At 62.3% G+C, this 21,536-nt stretch carries 27 protein-coding genes; 10 read left to right on the plus strand and 17 right to left on the minus strand.

Going from position 1 to position 21,536, the window contains the following annotated elements; all coding sequences use genetic code 11:
* The first annotated feature begins 49 nt into the window (after positions 1–49).
* A complete protein-coding gene (locus tag EHW12_RS16725) occupies positions 50–1,081 on the plus strand; it encodes an iron-siderophore ABC transporter substrate-binding protein (protein WP_042449574.1) in 1,032 nt (343 codons plus the stop codon).
* Positions 1,082–1,117: 36 nt separating this feature from the next.
* On the opposite strand, the gene EHW12_RS16730 is transcribed toward EHW12_RS16725, so the two are convergent.
* From EHW12_RS16730 to EHW12_RS16755, 6 genes are all read right to left on the minus strand, one after another.
* A complete protein-coding gene (locus EHW12_RS16730) occupies positions 1,118–1,621 on the minus strand; it encodes a MarR family transcriptional regulator (RefSeq protein ID WP_003942377.1) in 504 nt (167 codons plus the stop codon).
* A gap of 61 nt (positions 1,622–1,682) precedes the next feature.
* Complete coding sequence (locus EHW12_RS16735; RefSeq protein WP_099698142.1) at positions 1,683–2,939, minus strand: hypothetical protein; 1,257 nt, start codon at positions 2,937–2,939, stop codon at positions 1,683–1,685.
* Positions 2,940–2,973: 34 nt separating this feature from the next.
* The gene (locus tag EHW12_RS16740) at positions 2,974–4,965 is read right to left on the minus strand and encodes a glycosyltransferase family 39 protein (RefSeq protein WP_125051211.1); all 1,992 of its coding nucleotides are present in this window, start codon (positions 4,963–4,965) and stop codon (positions 2,974–2,976) included.
* 93 nt (positions 4,966–5,058) lie between these two features.
* Positions 5,059–5,571: a GNAT family N-acetyltransferase gene (locus tag EHW12_RS16745; RefSeq protein WP_042449578.1), complete on the minus strand. Its 513-nt coding sequence runs from the start codon at positions 5,569–5,571 to the stop codon at positions 5,059–5,061.
* A gap of 123 nt (positions 5,572–5,694) precedes the next feature.
* Positions 5,695–6,999 (minus strand): HNH endonuclease signature motif containing protein, encoded by a 1,305-nt coding sequence (locus tag EHW12_RS16750; RefSeq protein WP_125051213.1) that lies wholly within the window; start codon positions 6,997–6,999, stop codon positions 5,695–5,697.
* A 48-nt stretch (positions 7,000–7,047) separates the two neighbouring features.
* Positions 7,048–7,941 (minus strand): dihydrodipicolinate synthase family protein, encoded by an 894-nt coding sequence (locus EHW12_RS16755; protein WP_125051215.1) that lies wholly within the window; start codon positions 7,939–7,941, stop codon positions 7,048–7,050.
* Between the two features lie 71 nt (positions 7,942–8,012).
* Here EHW12_RS16755 and EHW12_RS16760 point away from each other — a divergent pair, with 71 nt between their 5' ends.
* Entirely contained in the window at positions 8,013–8,921 is a 909-nt protein-coding gene (locus EHW12_RS16760; protein WP_030537090.1) for a LysR substrate-binding domain-containing protein, read from the plus strand.
* A gap of 6 nt (positions 8,922–8,927) precedes the next feature.
* Here the strand turns inward: EHW12_RS16760 and nadC are convergent, their stop codons facing one another.
* From nadC to nadA, 3 genes are read right to left on the minus strand one after another with little or no spacing between them, the layout of a single operon-like run.
* On the minus strand, positions 8,928–9,800 hold the full coding sequence (gene nadC, locus EHW12_RS16765; protein WP_125051216.1) for a carboxylating nicotinate-nucleotide diphosphorylase: 873 nt from the start codon (positions 9,798–9,800) through the stop codon (positions 8,928–8,930).
* Positions 9,800–11,371 carry an L-aspartate oxidase gene (locus EHW12_RS16770; protein WP_125051218.1) on the minus strand — a complete coding sequence of 524 codons (1,572 nt, stop codon included), beginning with the start codon at positions 11,369–11,371 and terminating at the stop codon, positions 9,800–9,802. Before EHW12_RS16770 ends, nadC begins: the two co-directional genes overlap by 1 nt.
* A complete protein-coding gene (nadA, locus tag EHW12_RS16775) occupies positions 11,368–12,405 on the minus strand; it encodes a quinolinate synthase NadA (RefSeq protein WP_003941702.1) in 1,038 nt (345 codons plus the stop codon). The genes EHW12_RS16770 and nadA overlap by 4 nt, the downstream gene beginning before the upstream one ends.
* A 102-nt stretch (positions 12,406–12,507) precedes the next feature.
* On the opposite strand from nadA, the gene EHW12_RS16780 reads away from it, so the two are divergent.
* Positions 12,508–13,236 carry an NUDIX domain-containing protein gene (locus tag EHW12_RS16780; protein ID WP_007733069.1) on the plus strand — a complete coding sequence of 243 codons (729 nt, stop codon included), beginning with the start codon at positions 12,508–12,510 and terminating at the stop codon, positions 13,234–13,236.
* Between the two features lie 14 nt (positions 13,237–13,250).
* On the opposite strand, the gene EHW12_RS16785 is transcribed toward EHW12_RS16780, so the two are convergent.
* Positions 13,251–13,583, minus strand: coding sequence for a hypothetical protein (locus EHW12_RS16785; RefSeq protein WP_064689179.1), 333 nt, complete (start codon positions 13,581–13,583; stop codon positions 13,251–13,253).
* 109 nt (positions 13,584–13,692) lie between these two features.
* Positions 13,693–14,295: a TetR/AcrR family transcriptional regulator gene (locus tag EHW12_RS16790; RefSeq protein ID WP_007733070.1), complete on the minus strand. Its 603-nt coding sequence runs from the start codon at positions 14,293–14,295 to the stop codon at positions 13,693–13,695.
* Between the two features lie 83 nt (positions 14,296–14,378).
* Between EHW12_RS16790 and EHW12_RS16795 the strand changes: the two genes are divergently transcribed.
* Positions 14,379–15,209, plus strand: a complete 831-nt coding sequence (locus tag EHW12_RS16795; protein ID WP_007733078.1) for an SDR family oxidoreductase — start codon at positions 14,379–14,381, stop codon at positions 15,207–15,209.
* A gap of 11 nt (positions 15,210–15,220) precedes the next feature.
* Here EHW12_RS16795 and EHW12_RS16800 read toward each other — a convergent pair whose 3' ends face one another.
* Genes EHW12_RS16800 through bioB form a run of 3 tightly spaced genes read right to left on the minus strand, consistent with a single transcriptional unit; the run spans position 15,221 to position 17,057 of the window.
* A complete protein-coding gene (locus EHW12_RS16800) occupies positions 15,221–15,811 on the minus strand; it encodes a DUF2567 domain-containing protein (protein ID WP_007733080.1) in 591 nt (196 codons plus the stop codon).
* 11 nt (positions 15,812–15,822) lie between these two features.
* Positions 15,823–16,047, minus strand: coding sequence for a hypothetical protein (locus EHW12_RS16805; RefSeq protein WP_003941741.1), 225 nt, complete (start codon positions 16,045–16,047; stop codon positions 15,823–15,825).
* Positions 16,044–17,057 carry a biotin synthase BioB gene (gene bioB, locus EHW12_RS16810; RefSeq protein ID WP_024487821.1) on the minus strand — a complete coding sequence of 338 codons (1,014 nt, stop codon included), beginning with the start codon at positions 17,055–17,057 and terminating at the stop codon, positions 16,044–16,046. The genes EHW12_RS16805 and bioB overlap by 4 nt, the downstream gene beginning before the upstream one ends.
* Positions 17,058–17,221: 164 nt before the next feature.
* Here bioB and EHW12_RS16815 point away from each other — a divergent pair, with 164 nt between their 5' ends.
* Positions 17,222–17,878, plus strand: coding sequence for a TetR/AcrR family transcriptional regulator C-terminal domain-containing protein (locus EHW12_RS16815; protein WP_125051220.1), 657 nt, complete (start codon positions 17,222–17,224; stop codon positions 17,876–17,878).
* Here EHW12_RS16815 and EHW12_RS16820 read toward each other — a convergent pair.
* Together EHW12_RS16820 and EHW12_RS16825 are read right to left on the minus strand one after the other, a co-directional pair.
* Positions 17,864–18,184 carry an AzlD domain-containing protein gene (locus EHW12_RS16820; protein ID WP_007733089.1) on the minus strand — a complete coding sequence of 107 codons (321 nt, stop codon included), beginning with the start codon at positions 18,182–18,184 and terminating at the stop codon, positions 17,864–17,866. The two genes, EHW12_RS16815 and EHW12_RS16820, sit on opposite strands and share 15 nt — an antisense overlap.
* Positions 18,181–18,894 (minus strand): AzlC family ABC transporter permease, encoded by a 714-nt coding sequence (locus tag EHW12_RS16825; protein ID WP_206434747.1) that lies wholly within the window; start codon positions 18,892–18,894, stop codon positions 18,181–18,183. The genes EHW12_RS16820 and EHW12_RS16825 overlap by 4 nt, the downstream gene beginning before the upstream one ends.
* A gap of 64 nt (positions 18,895–18,958) precedes the next feature.
* On the opposite strand from EHW12_RS16825, the gene EHW12_RS16830 reads away from it, so the two are divergent.
* From EHW12_RS16830 to EHW12_RS16840, 3 genes are all read left to right on the plus strand, one after another.
* Complete coding sequence (locus tag EHW12_RS16830; RefSeq protein WP_125051223.1) at positions 18,959–19,531, plus strand: XRE family transcriptional regulator; 573 nt, start codon at positions 18,959–18,961, stop codon at positions 19,529–19,531.
* A 101-nt stretch (positions 19,532–19,632) separates the two neighbouring features.
* Positions 19,633–20,046 carry a VOC family protein gene (locus EHW12_RS16835; protein WP_030537099.1) on the plus strand — a complete coding sequence of 138 codons (414 nt, stop codon included), beginning with the start codon at positions 19,633–19,635 and terminating at the stop codon, positions 20,044–20,046.
* 29 nt (positions 20,047–20,075) lie between these two features.
* The gene (locus tag EHW12_RS16840; RefSeq protein WP_125051225.1) at positions 20,076–20,450 is read left to right on the plus strand and encodes a VOC family protein; all 375 of its coding nucleotides are present in this window, start codon (positions 20,076–20,078) and stop codon (positions 20,448–20,450) included.
* Between the two features lie 5 nt (positions 20,451–20,455).
* Here EHW12_RS16840 and EHW12_RS34635 read toward each other — a convergent pair whose 3' ends face one another.
* A complete protein-coding gene (locus EHW12_RS34635; protein ID WP_003941708.1) occupies positions 20,456–20,620 on the minus strand; it encodes a hypothetical protein in 165 nt (54 codons plus the stop codon).
* Between the two features lie 288 nt (positions 20,621–20,908).
* Between EHW12_RS34635 and EHW12_RS35880 the strand changes: the two genes are divergently transcribed.
* Both EHW12_RS35880 and EHW12_RS16845 read left to right on the plus strand, forming a co-directional pair.
* Entirely contained in the window at positions 20,909–21,037 is a 129-nt protein-coding gene (locus EHW12_RS35880; protein WP_003941742.1) for a hypothetical protein, read from the plus strand.
* A complete protein-coding gene (locus EHW12_RS16845; protein ID WP_030537101.1) occupies positions 21,021–21,536 on the plus strand; it encodes a tail fiber domain-containing protein in 516 nt (171 codons plus the stop codon). The genes EHW12_RS35880 and EHW12_RS16845 overlap by 17 nt, the downstream gene beginning before the upstream one ends.

Here is a 21,536-nt window from a genome sequence, read left to right on the forward strand (position 1 = left end):
GATCCGTCGGAGTCTCACTCCTCGGCGCATCGACAACGGAAGGTTCCCCATGCGATACGCCCGTGTGCGCTCACTTCGCCGAACTGTGGCGCTGAGTGGATTGGTCATTGCTGCCCTGGTAATCGGCGGATGCAGTAACAACGACACCGCAACCGAATCGAGCAGCAGCGACTTCGAAACCGTCACCATCGAAAGTGCGCTCGGAAACGCCGTCATCACCGAAAAGCCCGAGCGAATCGTGACTCTTGGCATGGGGTCGGCGGAGACCGTAATCGCGCTCGGCACGATCCCGGTCGGCGTCGAAAAGTACGCATGGGGCAGCGACGACACCGGGTATCTGCCGTGGGTGCACGAAGCGGTCACGAAGCAAGGTGGCGAACTGCCAGAGCAGTTCACCGGCGGAACCGATCTCAACATCGAAGCGATCATCGCTCTCGAACCCGACCTGATCCTCGCCCCCTGGTCCGGCATCACTCAGCAGCAGTTCGACTCACTCAACGCGTTCGCGCCGACCGTCGCCTACGCCGAGAGCCCCTGGACCATCACGTGGGAAGACCAGATCAGCGTCATCGGCAAAGCCATGGGCGAATCCGAGAAGGCGACAGCCGAAATCGACAAGATCAAGTCGCAGTTCGCGGAATCGACTGCAGCACATCCGAACTACGCCGACGTCAGCTTCTCTTTCATCTACAACACGGGCCCAGGAACCCTCGGCGTCTTTTTCGCCGAAGAGCAGCGTGTGGCCATGGTCCGCGCACTTGGCCTGCAGGTGGATCCCGTCGTCTACACCTTGACGGAATCTGAAGGAACAGACTCCGCCGTCATCGGCCTCGAGAACGCAAACCTCCTCGACAAGTCCGACCTGCTCTTCACCTTCTACTCGGACCCGGCCAACCGGGCCGAGATCGAAGCGCAGCCCGCTTACCAGGCAATCCCCGCTGTGGCTCGGGGAACTGTCATCGCTCCGACCGAACAGCCCTTCGTCACCGGTTCCTCGATGATCAACCCTCTGACCGTGCCCTGGTCGCTCGAGCGCTACGTGCCGATGATCGACGAGGCAATCGCGAAGCTGAACAAGTGATGTAGATCAGCATCGTGCGATCGAGAAACCCGCGTCCTATTCGGACGCGGGTTTCTTGCCGTCGCGTTCAGCTTTGAATCGCATCCACTCACTGCTCAGCATGCGATTGTCGATGATCCACCCCATGTAATCGCGCATGTTGAGCACACGAATGTACGCGGGACCGTTGGGATTTGCGTACTGCAGGGCCTCGGTCGCAAGCTTGCGTTGATTCTCGAGATACACGTGCTCTGTTTCGAGGAATCCGCCCCACACGTCGGAATCCATGACGTAGTAGTGAGTCCGATCCCGAGGCTTGCGCGTGAGCTTGACGAACCCCCGGTCGATCAACCGACGAATGTAGGTGGACACCGATCCGCGACTTGCTCCGAGTGCCTGCGCCAACTCTTCGGCGCTGACCCCTGGCGACTCGCTGATCAACAGATAGCCCGCAATACGTCCTTCGATGCGGGCCCCACCGCCGGACTGCCAGTACACGGAGAACTGATCGATGAACCAGGTGGAGAAATCGTCACCGCGAGCAGGGCTGGCATCGCCCATTCGTTGAGCCTCCGACGTCTCTGGGTACGAACAATTCGCCACTATTGTGCCAGCACCACCGTCACCGAGCCGAAATCACCAGCCCTGGAGTGGTTGCGATGAACTCGAGCTGTTCGATTGTCAAAGGCGACGCCGATGTGGAGCCAGCCGATGTCACGAACTGGGTCACCACTACTGTTTCGCCGGAGGGGTGAACAACCCGGACCGTGTCATCGCCCGAGCCATCGGGATCGACCAGGCGAGTCACGGTGGTGGAGCCTGGCAACGTCAGTGTGTCACCCGGTTCCGGCACAGCGGTACCAACTGATATTTCGACATCGCTGCTGCCGTCCGCTGTCGAGGCGACGATCCGCTCGCACACTCCTCCCTGTCCGTAATCATCTGGAACCAACGAACCGAGCGGGCGCTCCAAAGTGACGCCTGCCGCGCCGAGATCCTTCCAACGTGCATCGAGCAACTGATTCAGTCGGTCGATATCCATGCGCGACGCAGGTGGACCGGCATTCACAGAATCGGTGTAGCAGGATGCCATCGGCGGCGGCGTCGAGTCTGGAACCGGCGCAGTCACCGCAAGCCCCGGCGCGGTCGCTAACGCGATCAGTTCGTCCATCGTCAAGAGCGGGGAAGCATCCGACGAAGTTCCGGTCGACGTGTCGACGCTGGCAACAACCCGGGATCCATCACCGAGATACGCGACGACTCCGCGCTCGCCCCCGACTTCCGAACCGTCTTTGTCTTCGAAATCGGCTCTGTCCTCGAAATCGGCGATGTCGAGCACTGTTCCGTTTTCGAGATGCTCCCGCCGATCCACCAGACCCTCCAAGCACGGCGGCACCGGCTGATCCCATGCACGCACCTGAACCGAGATATCCGCAGTCCGCCCGACGCGAGTCAAGGTTCCCTTCGCCGACGTAGAACCGCTGAACTCGATCGGGTCGACCCCGTCAGGAAACGAAGCCCCCCGGTAATTCTGGATCGGCGCAAACTCGAGCGATTGCGACGGACTCGCAAATACAACCTCCACATCGGAAGGCAACGATTCGAGTAGTGCATCGCTCATGGCGGTGGCCTTCGGACCCGAGAACCACGGATAGTCCGGGTCGCCATAACCGGGCTCACCGGCAAAACCGTAGTTGAATCGCACCGGCGGACCCGGCGATTCCACAGACTCGCATCCGGGAATCGACGCGCCCGTGTCCTCGTTCGTCACCGCCGCGACAACAGTTCCCAAGGCGACGATCGAGACGATCACCAACCCGTCGCGCCAGGTCCATTGCTCGCGGCGACGGTTCGACTCGTGTGCGGTGCGCCCAGACATTTCTCGATCATTGCCTACGGCAACAACTACGTCACTATCCGACATACCCAGTGAGGTCGTAAACCGTGGAATTTCCCACGGTCGTCGATGCGAAATTGGCTTCGACCCATTCCTGGATGGCACTCGACGTGCTGTCCCCGCTTTGGCCCTCTCGCTGGCTTCCGCCCTGGCCACCGGCAATGTAGTAGTGAATTTTTCCGTCTGCCACGTACTGGATGAATTGATCCAATGTCGGTGCGGGATCGGAACTCCAACCGCCGATCGCCATCACCGCGGTATTGCTGGCCAACTCGTAGGTTGCTGCGCTTTGCGAGCCGTTGGTCGCGGCCGACCACGTGGTGCCCGCATTGACCAGCATTGCCGTCAACTCGGAAGTACTTTCGCTGCCGCTACTCAGTTCTTGCCCGTTCGACGCCGGATTTACAGTCGCGTCAGAAGAATTCGGCGGAGCGTCACCGTTTTGCAGCTCTGGGCCCCCACCCATACCTCCTCCCCCGCCCATTCCGGAGGCGGACACGGCGCCGGTTGGTCCGGCCGTCGGGATGGATCCGCCGTGCGCTGTTGCGGCAGTGGCAATCGCGTAAGACGCAGAACCGGTTATCCCTGCCAACGATCCAAGAATCAATCCAGCGACAGCGAGCTTGCGGAATCGATCCTTGGCTCCCACGAGAACCAGGATCGCGCCGACGACACTGCCCGCCAACAGAATCCACTTCAGCATCGGCAGCCAGTCGGCATTGCGGTGCAACAACACCCAACTCCAGATTCCTGCGGCCAGCATCGTCGCAGCCAAGCCGCAACGTCCGATCCAACGGGCACGGACCAACCACAGAGCGTATCCACCGGTCCCGATCATCCCCGCGACGGCGGGCGCCAGCGCAACTGTGTAATAGGGGTGGATCGTGCCGGACATGTAGCTGAAGATCAGGCCGGTAACGAGAAACCAGCCACCCCAAAGGATCAACGACGCACGGACAAGATCTGTGCGCGGTGCGCGCCCACAGGCGAGTAAGCCGAACACCAACGCAATCAAAGCCGCAGGAATAAGCCAGGAAATCTGGATACCCATCTCGCTGCCGAACAGCCGTTCGAGTCCGGCACTTCCCCCGAAGCTCGAACCTGCACTGCCACCGGCCATTCCGCCACCGCCACCGGTGCTCCCGAAAAGTCGACCCAATCCGTTGTATCCCAGTACCAAGTCCATGACGCTGTTGTTGGTCGATCCGCCGATGTACGGGCGAGAATCAGCGGGCCACAGCCACACTGCCAACACCCACCACCCAGCCGATATGACAACGGACGCAGCACCGATCACCAGGTGGACCAGGCGAGTCCGCAAGCGCACCTGTCCGGCGATCAAATACGCGGCACCGAATACAGGCAACACCATCAGCCCTTGCAGCATCTTGGTGAGAAAGGCAAACCCCAGCGCTACTCCTGCGAGCGCCACCCACATCGCTGCTCGACGACCGATCGCCGTGCCCATAGCCCGAATCACGAAGTAGCCGGCAAGAGTCATGAGCAGAACCAACAGTGCATCAGGATTGTCGAACTTGAACATCAGGGCGGCAGCGGGCGTAGCTGCCAAAACAGCTCCCGCCCCCAAACCCGCAGCGGGCGACGCCACTCGTTTGACGGCCGCATACACGAGCGCTACTGATCCGACGCCCATCAACGCCTGCGGAACTAGAAGACTGGCACTCGAGAATCCGAAGATTCGTCCGGACACACCCATGACCCACAATGAAGCGGGCGGTTTGTCGACAGTGATGAAATTCGAGGTATCGAGGGAACCGAAGAACCACGCTTTCCAATTCTGGGAGCCGGCCTGCGCCGCCGCAGCGTAGAAGGTGTTGGCGTAGCCACTCGCGGTCAGATTCCACAAATACAGGACTGCCGTTGCTGCCAACAGGATCGTCAGCGCCAATCCTGTACTGCGCGTGCGGAACCACGACGGCGAGGGCTCCGCGCGATGGGCAGTTGGTGCCGGCCGCTGACGCGGGGCCGGATGCAGAACGGCGGTCATCAGGAAGTCCCTTCACGAGTTACTGTCCTGCCAACGATCGCGTCTCCAACCCTGGCGGCACTGGGAGCCGGCTGGAAAGTTGCTGTGAATGGCTCAGGTCAGGGAGCGCTCGAACAGCACGACGCTGAACCAACCGGTGTCGGCATCGTCTCCGAAGTCACGACGCCCTACCTCGGCGAAACCCGCGTCTCGGTAATAGCGGCGCAACCGCACGTTGGTTTCTACACAATCGAGCCGCAGGTACTGCGCGTTCTCCTGCGCGGACCGTCGATGGGCCCAGACGAGTAAGCGTTCGCCCAACGAGGTGCCCGAGAATTCTCGATCGATAACCAATCCGTGCACGTAGCCGGCAGGATCGTTCGAATTGGGCCAGACCACGGGGTCTGACCAGATCAACCGCAGGGCACCGACAATCCTCGACTGTTCCCGGTCTCGCGCAACAAAGAACTCCCCTCTCGAAATCTGCTCCCCGACCTGCTCGACAGACACTTCACGCGGGCGCCACTGGATGATTCCGCGTTCTGCCAACCAGTCTTCTGCCGCGTGCCGCAGCGCCAGAATCTCCGGCCCATCGGTCTCGACCGCTTGCACAACGTCGACAACCATATGACCTCCCCCATATCTGCAGCCGTTCACAACAACACGGCCTCCAGGCCCCAACCCGGGTGTATCTCCGAGTTGAAGCCTATCGGCGTGAAGTTGTGCGCCTGAACGGGTGTCACCACTCAGTCAGGTTTTGAATGTGGTGTTGGCCGGCCGTGGGTGCTGCTGCGGGTCGATCGAGGGCGGCGGGATGAACCAGGGCTTGTTGTCGACACCGATCCGAATTTCCCATTTGCCGACGAACCCGGATTTCCGGTGCATCAGCCGGTGGTGTGAACGGCACAGCAGGACCAGGTTGTTCATCTCTGTCGGCCCACCGTTCGCCCAGTGCCGGATATGGTGCGCATCGGTCCAGGCGGGTACGCACGTGCAGCCGGGGAACGCGCAGCCCTTGTCTCGGGCGATCAACGCCACTCGTTGTTCGGCGGTGACCAACCTCTTTCCTGGTTGCGCATCCAAGGGCGCGCCGTGACTGTCGAGCAGGACGGTGGACAGGAAGCAGTCACAGCCGAGGAGTCTGGTCTGCGACACCGACAGCGGTCCGAGCCAGGGCATGTGCCCGACATCAAGATCCGACACAGCCATTCCACCACCATCGGGCGAGGGTGTGGCGGCGCAGTCCCGATGCTCGGCCAGATCACGGGCGTTGATGTGCACGTTCACGTGCGGGCGTTGACCACCGTCTGTGCCTGTTTTGGCGCAGTCGAGATAGCGGCGGATCAGTTCGGTGAACCCGTCCGCGGTCCGCTTCGCCGCCGACCGAGCATCGGGAGTCCCGTCCGGTGCCGGGGTCGGCATCGTCAGATTCGACAGGGCCGAGAGCAGCATTTCGCCGGTGAGGGCGTCGAAATCACCACGCACCACCACCCGGCCGTTCAAGGTCGAGGCGATCCGCAACTCATTGAGATCGACATCCTCGGCGGGCGGGATCTCATCCGATTCGAACAACCGCTCCAAGGTCGCGATTACGTTCCGCACCTTCGTGGTCGTCGCCTCCACCCCCGATGCCGCAGCCAACAACAAATCGATGCACTTCGGTAGCGCCTCCTCCGGCATCCCCTTCGGCGGTGACTCACAGAACGCCACGATCAACACGGCATGATCGAAGGAGCAGTCCCCGCCATCGAACCGAGCCGCCACCGCCGGAAACGGCCGCAAAGCCGCACCCAACGCGGCGATCTTCTTCCCGTCCCGAACCTGCAGCATCGTGTTCGCCGCCAACCACGCACCCACACCGCGGCTGGCAATCACCTGATCATCGGAACGCAACGAAAGTTCGTCGACCACCGCCACACGAACGGCTTCGAGGCGCAGAATCTCCGCACTCGCCGACACCGCAGCAGCGCGCAACTCAGCAGCAGTCAACCGCCACAACCGTCCGCGTAACCCCACCGCAGAACCAGACACCACATCCGACAACAAGACAGTCATTGAATCCCCCGATCCCCTCCTCAAATCATACTCGAACACCCGTTCGAGTCAAGAGTGGTAGACCTCGAGCGCCCGCGCTACCGATTCGTCACCCGCAGGTAGCAACGGCAGTCGCACATGGGGAGTCGGAATCTGTCCCAACGCATGCAATACGCCCTTGATCACAGTCGGGTTCGGTTCGGAGAACAGAGCTCCGGACAGCTTCGACAAACTCCGCCCGAGGTCACGCGCGCCGTCCACATCGCCACTTTCCCAAGCTTTTACCAAGCGGACGAACTCAGCGGTCGACACATGAGCGGACGCCAAGATGCCACCGGCCGCACCCAAGGCCAGAAGAGGCGCGAGAAATAGATCATCCCCCGCCAGTACGGCGAAGTCGCCCGGAAGATCCGCGAAGAGTTCGACGGCAGCTGCGTCGATACCGCCCGCGGCATACTTCACACCAACAACCCCGGGCAAAGTACCCACCTCCTGCAAAGTGCCGCTGTCCAGATCGCACGCAGTTCGGTACGGCACGTGATAGACGATCAGCGGCACTGGGCTCGACGACTGCAGATGCGCGAAATGCGCCACCACACCGGCTTTCGACGGCCTCGTGAAGGAGGGAACCGGCACCAACGCCGCCGAGACCTCAGGCCACCGAGCCAGCCTCCCGAGCGCCTGCGCACTGGCCGCCGTGTCGTTACTGCCCGCGCCGACGATCAATGTCGCACCTCTCGCACGGCACACATTCGCACAGATATCCAGAACGGTCACTCTCTCCTGCTCGGTGAGTGTTGCGGCTTCCGCTGTAGTCGCCAGCGCAACGAGTCCGACCGCACCCTCGGAGAGGACCTGGTGCGCAAGCTGTTCGAGTGCATCGGTTGCAATACGACCGTCGCTCTCGAAGGGCGTGATCAGTGGAACATGGATTCCGGCCAGGTCAACTCGAGTCACATTCATAGAACTCAGCCTCACCGAACAAACCTTGTAGGTCTAGTTCGCATTTCCATCGTCGAGCGTAAGCTGAGCTGATGCTCGATGTTCGCCGACTGAAGCTCTTGCGCGAACTAGCGCTGCGCGGAACCATCGTTGCCGTTGCCGAGGCGCTGTCGTTCAGTCCCTCCGCGGTGTCGCAGCAGTTGGCCGTCCTCGAACGTGAAGCCGGCGTGCCGCTGCTGGAACGAACAGGCCGTCGCGTCCGACTCACACCCGCCGGTGAGAACCTCGCACGTCATGCCGAAGCCATCCTGCAACGCCTGGAGCAGGCGTCAGGTGAATTGGTCGACGCACGTCGTGGACTGGCGGGGCCGCTGCGCATCGGAACGTTCCCGACCGCGGCACGGGCGATCCTCCCGGCGGCATTGATCGCCCTGTCTCGCGAGCATCCCGGGTTGGAACCGATGGTTTCGGAGATCGACCCGGCGGACGTCGCCGACGACCTACGAGCTGGGACTCTGGACTTGGCGTTGATTCACGACTACGACTTCGTCCCTCGCCCCACCGAACCGGGCCTGACGACATTGCCGCTGTGCAGCGAAGCCGTGTACCTCGCATCGAGTGACATCGAGTCAGATCCCCACGACGCTGTCGCATCGCTGACCGACTGCGTAGAACGTCCCTGGATTACCGCAATTCCCGGAACTGCTTGTCATGCAATGACTATTCGCGCATGCCAGGCAGCTGGATTCACCCCGAAAGTGCGACACCACATCGACGAGTTCGCCACCGTTCTCGCCCTCGTCGCTGCGGGACAGGGTGTTTCGCTGGTTCCTGAACTCGGAGCAATCCATCCGCCGCTAGGTGTGCGCCTGACGCCGATGCCAATTCGACGAAGGACGAAGATTGCACACCGAGCGGGCTCCGACGCTCACCCGGCGGTCGCAACCGTGACAAACGCGCTTCGCTCGGCCGTCCCACAACTGCTGGACGCCGAGCAATAGCGGCATCTACATGTCGAGCCCGAGGTCGAGGACCGTCACCGAGTGTGTCAGGGCACCGACAGCGAGGTAGTCGACGCCGGTTCGGGCGTACTCTGCGGCAACGTCGATGGTGAGACCACCGGATGACTCGAGTTTGGTTTCTGGAGCAACAACGTCTCGGCGCTGGACCGCGATCTGCGTCTGCCACAGCGGGAAGTTGTCCAGCAGAACAAGTTCCACGTTCTCCGCCAGCACCTGATCGAGCTGAGTGAGGTTGTCGACCTCAACTTCGCACTCGATGTCCGGGGCGAGCTCACGGACCGCACGAAGTGCTGCGACCACCGAACCGGCAGCAGCAACATGGTTGTCCTTGATCAACGCCGCGTCACCCAATCCCATACGGTGGTTGACGCCTCCGCCCACGTGGACTGCATATTTCTGCAGAGAACGCAGTCCGGGCAGTGTCTTTCGGCTGTCCCGCACTTTGGCATGAGTGCCGGCGATGGCGTCGACCCACTGTGATGTCGCCGTGGCGATTCCCGAGAGATGGCAGACGAGGTTGAGCATCGTGCGCTCTGCCGTGAGAAGTCCGCGGGTGGGTGCGACAACGGTGAGCACCGATTGACCTGGCGCAACCCGAGTTCCGTCGGCCACCCGATCAACGACCTCGTAGTTACCCGCGCCGATCACCTCGTCGAGAACAAGCAGTCCGACATCGATGCCGGCGACAGTACCCGAGGAGCGTGAGACGACCGACGCCTTCGCGACCGCATCGGCGGGAACCGTTGCGGTAGAAGTGATGTCGGGGCCATAGCGCAGATCCTCGTCCAGAGCGAGCCTGACCAATGTGAGCAGCTCGTCACGGTCGAGCGGCGCGGGCAGGATCTTCTGCTCGGTCATCAATGAACTCCTGTCAACAACATGTCGGGTATTTCCAGCGCTCCATCGGCACCCATCTTGATCCGAGTGCTGCGACGCTGATTCGGATCTGTTTCAGGATAGTCGGTGCGGGTATGGCAGCCACGGCTCTCGGTTCGCGCCACGGCCACGTCGACCAATGCAGTCGCGGTCAACGTGAGCGCCGCGTCTTCGAGGTCCGGAGCAGCCACCGCCACTGTCTGTTCGGCGTCGGCAAGCGCGGCTCGCGCAATCTGGAGACCGCCTCCGTCGCGAACCACCGACGCGTGTGCCGTCATGACGGACTGCACGGTCTCTCGCGGCAGGATCGGCATCGGCTTGCGCACCACGTTGACCACTTCGGCATGAACCTCGCGACGCTCGGCAGCTGCGATTCCTGCACGCTCCCCGACTACCAAACCCTCGAGAAGGCTGTTGGACGCAAGACGATTCGCGCCGTGCAATCCCGTGCGAGCCACTTCGCCTGCTGCGTAGAGACCAGGCACTCCCGTTCGTCCATGGACGTCGGTGGCGACTCCGCCGCACGAATAGTGCGCGGCCGGGGCGACCGGAATTAATTGGGTGCGTGGATCGATGCCCGCTTCGAGGCAGGACGCCGTGATGGTCGGGAATCTCGAATCGAAACCGTCGAGCTTGCGAGCGTCGAGATAGACGTGATCAGTGCCGAGATCGCGTAGGCGTGCTGCGATTGCCCTCGAGACCACGTCACGCGGGGCGAGATCACCCAGCGGATGAACACCTGCGGTGACCGAATCACCGTTGGTGTCGACAAGAATCGCGCCCTCGCCGCGGACCGCCTCACTGATCAGGGGTCGGCGGCCTACCCCGCCCGGAGTGAAGAGCACCGTCGGATGGAACTGAACGAACTCCAGGTCCGCAATCGCCGCACCGGCTTCGAGTGCCAACGCGATTCCGTCGGCAGTCGCTCCGGGCGGATTTGTGCTGCAGGCATACAGCTGACCGAGTCCGCCGGTAGCGAGCAGCACCGCGGGCGCATGGATCACTCCGAGGCCTTCCGGCGAGGAGACGATGAGTCCGCACACCCCACGCCGGTTGGTCACCACCTGGACTGCCACTGCACCGAACAGAACGGGGAGCCCGGCAGCATTGAGAGCCCGCTGCACTTCCGCGCCAGTGGCGTCGCCGCCGGCATGGATGATCCGACGCGTGCTGTGCCCACCCTCGCGGGTGCGCGACACCTCGCCGTCTCGCCCGCGATCGAAGACCGCTCCCAACGCGGCCAGCGCAGCAACAGCGTCGTGACCAGCTTCGACGATGGAATAGACGGCTTCCTCGTCGCACAAACCGACGCCGGCCTCACACGTATCCGAAACGTGCGACTCGACGGAATCGGTATTCAGATCGTCGACGACCGCGATGCCGCCCTGCGCGTACTGAGTCGCGGTGTCCGTCGGACCGCCCTTGCTGACCGTGAGTACTTTCAATCCCCGCAGAGAAGCGGTGCGCGCAGCGGTGAGGCCCGCGACACCGCCTCCCACGACGACCAGGTCGGCATGAGCCTCCCAGGCGAAACGCCCGGCAGGGCTGGTCACTCGCCGCCGCCCGGATTACCGATCTCGATCATGCGCTGCACCGACTTCTGTGCACGCTTGGCCATCTCGAGATCGACGTGGACCTCGTCCTTGCCCTCGAGAAGGCAGCGAAGCAACGCGGCAGGCGTGATCATCTTCATGTACGGGCACGACGCGCGGTCGTTGACGGCCTGGAAATCGACGTCGGGCGCTGCCTTGCGCAACTGGTGCAGCATCCCGATCTCGGTCGCGACCAGAACCTGCTTGCTCTTGGTGACGCGGGCAGCGTCGAGCATTCCGCCGGTGGAGAGAATCTTGACCTTGTCCGCGGGGACCGCGCCTTCACCGGCTAGGTACAGAGCCGAAGTAGCGCAACCACATTCAGGGTGCACGAACAGCTCGGCGTCCGGGTGCGACTTGGACTTGGCCGTCAGCTCGTCACCGTTGATGCCGGCGTGCACGTGGCACTCACCAGCCCAGATCTGCATGTTGGTACGGCCCGTCACGCGCTTGACGTGAGCTCCCAGGAACTGGTCCGGCAGGAACAGAACCTCGCGGTCGGGATCGATCGAGTTGACCACGTCGACGGCATTGGACGAGGTGCAGCAGATGTCGGTGAGACCCTTCACCTCTGCGGTTGTGTTCACGTACGACACCACCAGCGCGTTCGGGTTGTCGGCCTTCCACTCACGAAGCTGCTCGGCATTGATCGAGTCGGCCAGAGAGCAGCCGGCTCGCTCGTCCGGGATCAGCACGGTCTTGGACGGCGACAGGATCTTCGCGGTCTCGGCCATGAAGTGCACACCGCAGAAGACAATCGTGTCCTCGGGCGCCTCGGCAGCGATTCGCGACAGCGCCAGGGAGTCACCGACATGATCGGCGACGTCCTGAATCGCAGGCAGCTGGTAGTTGTGCGCAAGAATCGTCGCGCCGCGTTCGCGAGCCAGACGTTTGATCTCAGCGGCCCACTCGGGGGTCGCTTCGACTCCGTTGTATCCGCCGGGGCCGTCGTGAATCTGCGAGGCCGATCCCTCCCATAACGTCGTGGTCGTCATGGCGTTCTCCTTCACCGTGAACCCGGGCTCGTCACCCAGTTCAAATCCGGACGGGCTGGCCCGGATTTCCGTATTCGAGGTTTTCGACTTAGGATCGAAAACGTGCCCAATAGTAACACCACCCACGAAGTGCTTGCAGCGGTGTTCCAAGTTCGCACCTTCCCCGCAAGCATCGCCGCAGGTGACGGCGATCACTGCCCGCAAGGACGTGAAGAGTTGGCCGTACTGCTGTGGCAGCGTGCACTCAACCCACAGAAGGGCACGTGGTCCCTGCCCGGGGGCACTCTGCGCGACGACGAGGACCTGACGACCTCCGCTCGACGACTCCTCGCCGAGAAGGTCGACCTAAGAAAGGTCGCCCACCTCGAACAGCTCTCCGTCTTCAGTGATCCACAGCGCGTGCCGGGTCCGCGCCGCATCGCGTCGACCTTCCTCGGACTCGTTCCCCTCAGCGCCGACCCACAACTGCCACCGGACACGGCCTGGCACCCCGTTTCGAAGTTGCCGGAGATGTCGTTCGACCACGGAACCGTCGTACGGCACGCGCGCAATCGACTTGCCGCGAAACTCTCGTACACCAACATCGCATTCGGGCTGGCCCCGGAAGAGTTCGCGATGTCGACACTGCGCGAAATCTACTGCGCTGCCCTCGGTTACCAGGTCGATGCCACCAACTTGCAACGCGTGCTGGGGCGTCGAGGCGTTCTGACTCCCACAGGCAACACCGCACCGTCCGGCAAGTCGGGTGGACGTCCACCCGCCCTGTACCGTTTCACCGACTCCACCTTGCGGGTCACCGACGAATTCGCCGCACTACGGCCGCCAAGCTGACACCGATCGCACTGTCAGGCAACAGCTTCGAGACTTCCGCGCTGCAACCACACCGAGGTCACGGCGCCGGCCGGATCGATGACCCGGTTGATTACACCGAACCGAGTAGTCACCCGATCGAGAATCCGATCGGCCTGCCAACGATCCGTCGGATCGGCGACAATCGCAAAGAAGCGATGGGCAGGTTTTCCCGCCATGACGCGAACCAATTCGGTGACCGTCCGCGCCGTGACTGCCACGCTCCAACCAGCGTCGAGAAACTCGGCGGCCGTGCGCGCACCGTGCTCGAATCCGATGTCCGTGACAAGTACAACTCCCCTGTTGGGGGCGATCTCTGAATCACTCATTGCCGAACCTCCACTCGGAATCAAACTTCTTGACTCCTATGTAAGTCCGCAATCTTGTGCTTCCCTTGTGCTGGTTCTGTGAGAACTCTGGGGAATTGCGCGCCCCACCTCAGACAGCCCTGGAAAGGCCCGCCCAGAAGACCGTCGAGGCCGCGTTCACCACCTCGCCCACCGGCACGTCGCCCAACATTCCGCCCGCAGCAAGCGTCGCGACGCCGTGGAACGTCGCAAAGGCAACCAGCGCAATACTTTCCGGATCACCGGCGGCAATGTCACCTGCGGCCTGAGCTTCCGAAACGAGCCGGACGGTCAGGTCCATCGTCGCGTGCCCCGCGTTGACGACAGTTTCGGCGGCGCCCGGCGCATGCTTGTTGCTGTACATCAGAGAGAGCAGGCCCGGATGCTCCAGCGCAAAATCCACGTAGGCATTGGCGAGCGAGGAGAACCGGGCCCTCGCGGTCGGTGGAGCATCCGCGACTGCCCGCTCGAGCGCACCGGTCATCCGATGGAATCCACTTTCGGCCAAGGCATCGAGCAAAGCCTGGCGATCACGAAAGTGCTTGCCCGGAGCCGCGTGGCTCACGCCCGCCTCACGCGCGAGTTGCCTCAGCGACAACTTGTCGACGCCATCTCGTTCGAGTGTTGCTTCGGCCGACGCCAGGAGTTCCTGTCGCAGGCTGCCGTGATGATACGGCTGTTCGTGGGCGGGCATGGTGGCACCATATCAAAATGTTGTCATTGACAACTATGGTGTCAGTGCCTACATTTGGGATCACCCGAACCGAAGGAGCCACCATGGCCATCGACGTAGCCGGAACCACCGTCCTCATCACCGGAGCCAGCGCTGGGCTCGGAGTGGAATTCGCTCATCGCTTTGCCGCTCGCGGCGCAAACCTGGTTCTGGTCGCCAGGCGGGCCGACCGCCTCGAGGCACTCGCCACCGAACTCCGTGGCGCCCACGGCATCATCGTGACAGTCCTGCCCGCCGACCTGGCCGCACCCGGCGTCGGTGCATCGCTGCACCAGGAGCTGACAAACCGTGGCATCACCGTCGACTCGCTGATCAACAACGCCGGATTCGGAACACATGGGGCATTCGTGGACGAAGATCTCGAGCGCGTCACGTCCGAAATTCAACTCAACATCGCCACGCTGGTCGAGCTGACACACACATTCCTGCCCGACCTTCTCACCGGCCGCGGAGCACTGGTCAACATCGCCAGCACAGCGTCGTTCCAGCCGACACCGGGCATGGCCGTCTACGGCGCGTCCAAGGCGTTCGTACTCAACTTCACCGAAGCACTCTGGGCCGAAGCTCGCGGCAGCGGATTGACTGTATTGGCGGTGTGCCCCGGTCCGACGCGCACCGAGTTCTTCGACGTAGTCGGCTCCGAAGACGCGGCGGTCGGGCGAATGCAGACGGCAACTCAGGTGGTGGACACCGCTTTCCGAGCACTGGATCGACGCTACGCGCCGCCGACCGTCGTATCGGGACTGCCGAACTGGGTGTCCTCGATCAGCACTCGCTTCGCAACCCGCCGGTTGGGCGCGCTGATTTCCGGGCGACTGTTGGGTGACGTGCGAATGAAAGCCGAAACCAAGCGCTCGTCGACCTCTGCGGCGTAGCGACGCAACAGTTACGGAAGTTTCGGCTGGCTTTCGACTTCGGCCTGTTCGGTGTCGGTGGCCGGATCCCCAGATTCCGGATCCCCGGATTCCGGGTGGTCCCCCACCCCGAGGTCGTCGTACGGATTGAGCACTGCAAGAACCAATGTCACGACGCACGCCGCGAGCGGCTGAAACAGAAGCACGAGCAAAGTTCCGACGTTCGGGGCCCGCGCGATGATCTCCCCGACCGCCGGATTGTCGGCCGTGGGGAAACGCAGTTTTGTCACGCCCGAACCCACGAGTGCCATCAGTCCGGTACCTGCCACTGAACCGACTATCAACCCGCCCAGGGCATAAGGACCTCGACTCAGGCGTGCCAACCAGGCCGCCACCGCCGACAGCACACCGACGATCAGTGCCAGCCAGATGAACACGGCGCTCGCGTCGAACTGATGAAGGCTCTCACCCGTCAACGCGACGCCGCGCCCCTCGGACACCACCAACAGGTGCTCGGCCGGAGCCAAGAACGCCCACAGCACACCGACGAGCACGCTCACGCCCGCAATGGTTGCGGCGATCACGATCGCGGTGCGCAGACGAATCTGCCGAAGAGAGATCACACAGAGTGACGCTACCTGCGGGCGACGTCGATCGAGTCGACGACACCGTGTCGGGAGCATTTCGCCCACCATCCGTCAGGGCTGACCTGAACGATCATGCGGCGCCCGCACTGCTCGCAGAAGCGAGGAGGCTCGAGCCCCATCGACGCCGCAGTCGGCGTCGGATCGTCGACGCCGTCGACGATCCGACGCCCGGTGAACGGGTTGTACCGCTCCTCGGTCACCGGAGTGCTCACAGAGTGTCGTTCAGTGCTTTGATCGGCATCTGCAGATCCACCAACAAATCCAGATCCTTCTCGGCGGGACGTCCGAGGGTCGTCAGATAGTTGCCGACGATCACGGCGTTGATTCCGCCGAGGATGCCCTGCTTGGCACCCAGGTCGCCGAGAGTGATCTCGCGTCCACCCGCGAAGCGCAGGATCGTGCGAGGCAGCGCGAGACGGAATGCCGCCACGGACTTGAGCGCCTCGCTGGCGGGCAGCACGTCCAGATCACCGAACGGGGTACCCGGACGCGGGTTGAGGAAGTTGAGCGGGACCTCGTCCGGCTCCAGTTCAGCCAGGTTGGCCGCGAATTCTGCGCGCTGCTCCAGGGATTCGCCCATGCCGAGGATTCCGCCGCAGCACACTTCCATGCCTGCTTCACGAACCATCCGAAGCGTGTTCCACCGCTCTTCCCACGAGTGCGTGGTCACGACGTTCGGGAAATGCGACTTCGAAGTTTCCAAGTTGTGGTTGTACCGGTGCACACCCATGGCGGCCAGTTGGTCGACCTGCTCCTGGGTGAGCATGCCGAGCGAGCAGGCGATCTGGATGTCGACCTCGTTGCGGATCGCCTCGATGCCTGCGGCAACCTGAGCGAGCAACCGGGCGTCGGGTCCGCGGACGGCGGCCACGATGCAGAACTCGGTAGCGCCCGACTTCGCAGTCTGCTTGGCAGCTTCCACCAAGCTCGGGATGTCCAACCACGCCGCGCGAACCGGCGACTGGAAGAGTCCGGACTGCGAGCAGAAATGGCAGTCCTCAGGGCAGCCGCCCGTCTTCAGACTGATGATGCCCTCGACCTCGACCTCCGGTCCACACCACTTCATACGCACATCGTGGGCGAGAGCCAGCAGGTCTTCGAGCCTGTCGTCGTCGAGTCGGAGTACGTCGAGCACCTGGCTTTCGGTCAGGCCAACTCCTCTTTCGAGAACTTGCTCGCGCGCCTGGTCGAGGATGTCGACCGTCGCAGGGGCCGTGCTAATCGGGGGCGGGGTCACAGACGTCTCCTTCGAAACCAGCAGAATTGAACACCGTACAAGTTGAACGGTGTTCACGTTAGAGACGTGGTGGAATACTGTCAAAGGCGGGTCCGATCGACATTCGATCGAAAGCGCTCCACAGCGGGACGAAACGAGGGGAACAACAAGTGCAGTTGCGACGCGGCGACGTGCTGGACGGCGCCATGGCGATACTCGACGAGTTCGGACTTGCCGACCTCACGATGCGCAGGCTCGCAACCTCACTAGGTGTCCAACCCGGCGCCCTGTACTGGCACTTCCCGAACAAACAGACCTTGCTGGGCGCGGTTGTCGACAAGATCCTCGAAGACCTCGACGCCCCCGTCGACGCAGACACGTGGCGAGAAGCGTATTCCGAACTGGCACACAGACTTCGGTCTGCCCTACTGGCGCACCGCGACGGCGCCGAGTTGGTCAGCGCCACCTTCGCCTCGCGGATGACAAGCAGCAAGGTGCGCGAGCATTTCGTACATGCCGGGCAAGAATCCGGTCTCTCACGCGAGCACGCCCAACTCGCGGCGTATGCCCTGCTGTATTACGTACTCGGCCATACCGTGGACGAGCAGTCCCGAGCGCAGATGGAAGAGATGGGGGCACTCACCCGGGCTCCCATCTCCCCCGACTCCCCCGAGGTCATCGGCGGCGGTTCCGACGAGGACCTCCTCGACGGCGATCCGACAGTGCGCTTCCAGTTCGGCCTGGACCTGTTCATCGACGGCATTCGCACTCGCCTGAATTCGATCCCCGATTCAACGCCCATCGAATCGGCTCTACGACACTCCTGACAGTCGGAGTACTGCAGTAGTGCCGGCCGCGACAATCACCACGACCACCAACGGCGCCTTGAACCAGGCGCAGATGCCTCCGGCCACCACGCCGAGCATCCGCGCCGGCCCCGCAACGTCATGCCCGGTGAAGACCGTCGATGTCACAACCACTGCGAGCAGCAGCACCACGACAGCACGATCGAGGGTTTTCTCGGCGAAGCCGGAGAGCTTCACCCGAGCGCGGAGCAGAACGCCACTTGCCCGCAAAGCGTAAGAACCGCAAGCGAACACGACGATACCGATCCAGACCGACGCGGTATTCATCGAACCTTCTCCCGGAACGGTATCGTCACCGCGATACTCAGCAGCGCAACGAGCGGAGCGGTACCGGGCGGCAGGAACGGCGACGTGGCCACCGCGACTGCTGCACCGATCAGGGCGGCAAGCAGCGTCACCTTCTCCTTCAGCGCAGGAAAGACAAGGGCCAGAATGACAACCGGAAACGCGGCATCCAATCCCAACGCGCCGGGGTCTCGGACGACTCTGCCGAGCAGCCCGCCCAGGAGAGCTCCGATCGGCCACGACACCGCGATCCCGATTCCACAGAACCAAAAAGCCGCACGCTTGCGCTCCACCGATTCCTGCGCCATGGCAACCGCGACGCTTTCGTCGTTGACCAGGTGCGCGCCGACCAACTTGCGCCAGCCCGAGCCCCTGCGCCAGCCTGAATCTTTGTAGCGATCCCTGCCGAGGAATGATCCTGCCGACATCCCATAGGCGAAGTTACGGGAGTTGATCAACAAGCCCGCCACAACAGCAGCGGTGGCACTGCCTCCGGCTGCGATGATTCCGATGAACAAGAACTCCGAAGACGCTCCCAGAACGAGTACAGCCAACGCCAAAAGCTGCCACAACGAGAATCCAGCCGATCCTGCCGTCACACCGTAGGACACACCGACGATGGCCACGGAGAGACAGATCAGCACGCTCACCCGAACCGTGTCTCGATCAACTGTTCGCCATAAAGAACGCATGTATTCTATGTTGAACGAAGTGACACCGTTCGTCAAGTAGAACGATCGATCGGAGAATCGAACGATGCCCAGTAATGAAACGGATACAGCGCAGACTCCTCAGAAACTGGTCGCCGTCGCACTCAAACGCGAACGTGCCCGAGCAGGCTTGAGCCTTTCGGAGGTCGCCCGGCGCGCCGATATCGCCAAGTCCACACTCTCCCAACTCGAATCCGGACTCGGAAATCCGAGCCTCGAAACACTGTGGGCACTCGGAAACGCATTGGGCGTGCCGTTCTCACAACTCGTCGACTCTCAGGCACAGACCGTTCAGTTGATTCGAGCCGGAGAAGGTCCCGCGATTGCGTCGGCAAACGCGTCGTACATCGCGACACTCTTGGCGCCGAGCCCACCGAACGCACGACGCGATCTGTATCGGATAGTCGCCGAACCGGGCGAGCCGCGTATTTCGACTCCGCATGCACGCGGCACCACCGAACACGTCGTGATCGGCACCGGACGGGCGCAGGTCGGGCCCACTGCAAATCCGATCGAACTCGGACCGGGCGACTATCTTGCTTATCCCGGCGACGAGGAGCACATCTTTCGGGCGCTCGAGCCCGGGACGACAGCGATCTTGGTGTCGGAACACACCTGAGCCGCGATGAGTTTCGCCGCTGCGGGAAGTCTGTATCTGGGAGGTGATGTGGCCAGAGCCTCGATTGCCGACGACAGTAACGACCGACAGCAGGAGGACCCATGTCCGGATCCAGCATCAGCAGCATTTTGCTCTCGAGCACCGACCCCGAACGCTTGCGCGACTGGTACGCCGAGGCGTTCGCCCCGAAGGTCGACCGGACTCCCGGCGAACCCGGCTACGACGTGCTCGACTTCAACGGTTTCTACGTGATGCTCGACAGACGCGACGACGTCGGCGAGACCAACCCCCAGCCGGGTCGCATGTTCCTCAACGTCGAAACCGACGACGCCCGGTCGATCGCACAGCGCATCGATGCGCTCGGCGGAAAATGGCACGCTCCACTCGAAGACCGCGGGGGCAGTTTGTTCGCCACTGCGATCGACCCCGACGGAAACTACGTTCAGATCATCGAGTTCAGCGAGGAAGCCAGGGCCGAGATGGAATCCGGAATGACGGATTCCCAAACCACCTAGTCCGGCAACCGCTGGGAACGGAGATAGTCATGCTTACAGACACGAAAGCATTCAGCGGATTTTCGGTGACAGACATCGACTCTGCAAAGAAGTTCTACGGCGAAGCACTCGGGTTGAAGGTAACCGACGGAGACATGGGACTGATTCGCCTACATCTTGCCGGCGGAACCGAGATCCTCGTTTATCCGAAGCCGAATCACGAAGCGGCGACCTACACGATTCTCAACTTCGTCGTCGACGACATCGACACAACCGTCGACCAACTGACCGCACGTGGCGTGGAGTTTCTCAAATACGACGGATTCCCCCAGGATGCGCGAGGCATCATGCGTGGCAACGGCCCCGACATCGCGTGGTTCACCGATCCCGCCGGCAATGTTCTGTCGGTGATCAAGGAGTCCTGACGCGCTTAACCGCTGAACAGCTGCGACTGCCGCTGTTCAGCGGTGTCGGTGTTGGAGCGTTCTGCTGCCGCAGTTTCACGCTCGGCAGCCAGTTGCTCGGCGCTTTTTGCGTCGACAACGGGCTCCGACGCGCTGAGGTCGGAAAACAAGCCACTGCTCGATTCGTTCACATGCCACCCTTTTGCCTGGTCATCGTTGCCGCGCGCAGATAAACCTGCGTTAGAGATCGGTCGATGGCTACTCAATTACTGCCGCCCGTACGGCGCCGACAAGACGCCGATGACTCAGCAGTTCTTCACCCAGTGTTGCACGCCTGTGTTTTCCACGAGAAATTCGGTCCAGACGGGTTGTCATCGCCCGCACGGCGGAGCAATGTGAAAGATGAGCGCGGAGCAGGTCGGCAGCACTTTCGTCGGACACCTGGCCCCTCAATTCACCGCACAATTTTTGGAGGAATCATGTTGGGAATTGCTTTGGGCCTCGGCAGCGCCGCTGTCGGAATCGGCCTCGGACTGCTCGGCGCAGGAGCGGGAATTCTGCTGAGCGACAAGACCGTCAAAACCGCACGACGTGAACTCACCGCCTGACGAGGGCGAGCGCACTGAATTTTTGGGCACTCGGGTCGGTATTCGGGTGAACGCCGCGATGCGACACCCCGCGCAGTGGGTGTTCGCACGGGCCGCGCATCGACGTGGCGTGCATACCGGCGTAGATGTTCCGACGAGCGCGCAGGACGTGCTCGACCGGTTGACGGCACTCCGAATAAGTACGTGGAGTTACGGATTCGACCACAAGTCGGTCCGTCACCTGGGTCCGATGGCGCAAGACTTTGCGGCGATTTTCGGCTTGGGATCCAACGCCCGCCGGATCTCCGCCGTCGACGCGAACGGCGTCTGCATGGCGAGCATCCAAGCGTTGAACCGCAAGATCAGTGCCCTCGAGACAGAAGTCAGCGCGCTCGAGAAGGACGTGAACAGACTGAGACGGGAAACGGGAGACACGAGCACGACTCGGAATGCATTGGAAACAAACAACAATCACATATCCACACCGCTCGACGAATTCGGTGGATCCACCGGTCTGTAG

The organism is Rhodococcus sp. NJ-530, assembly GCF_003860625.1.
GTDB lineage: Bacteria > Actinomycetota > Actinomycetes > Mycobacteriales > Mycobacteriaceae > Rhodococcus_F > Rhodococcus_F qingshengii.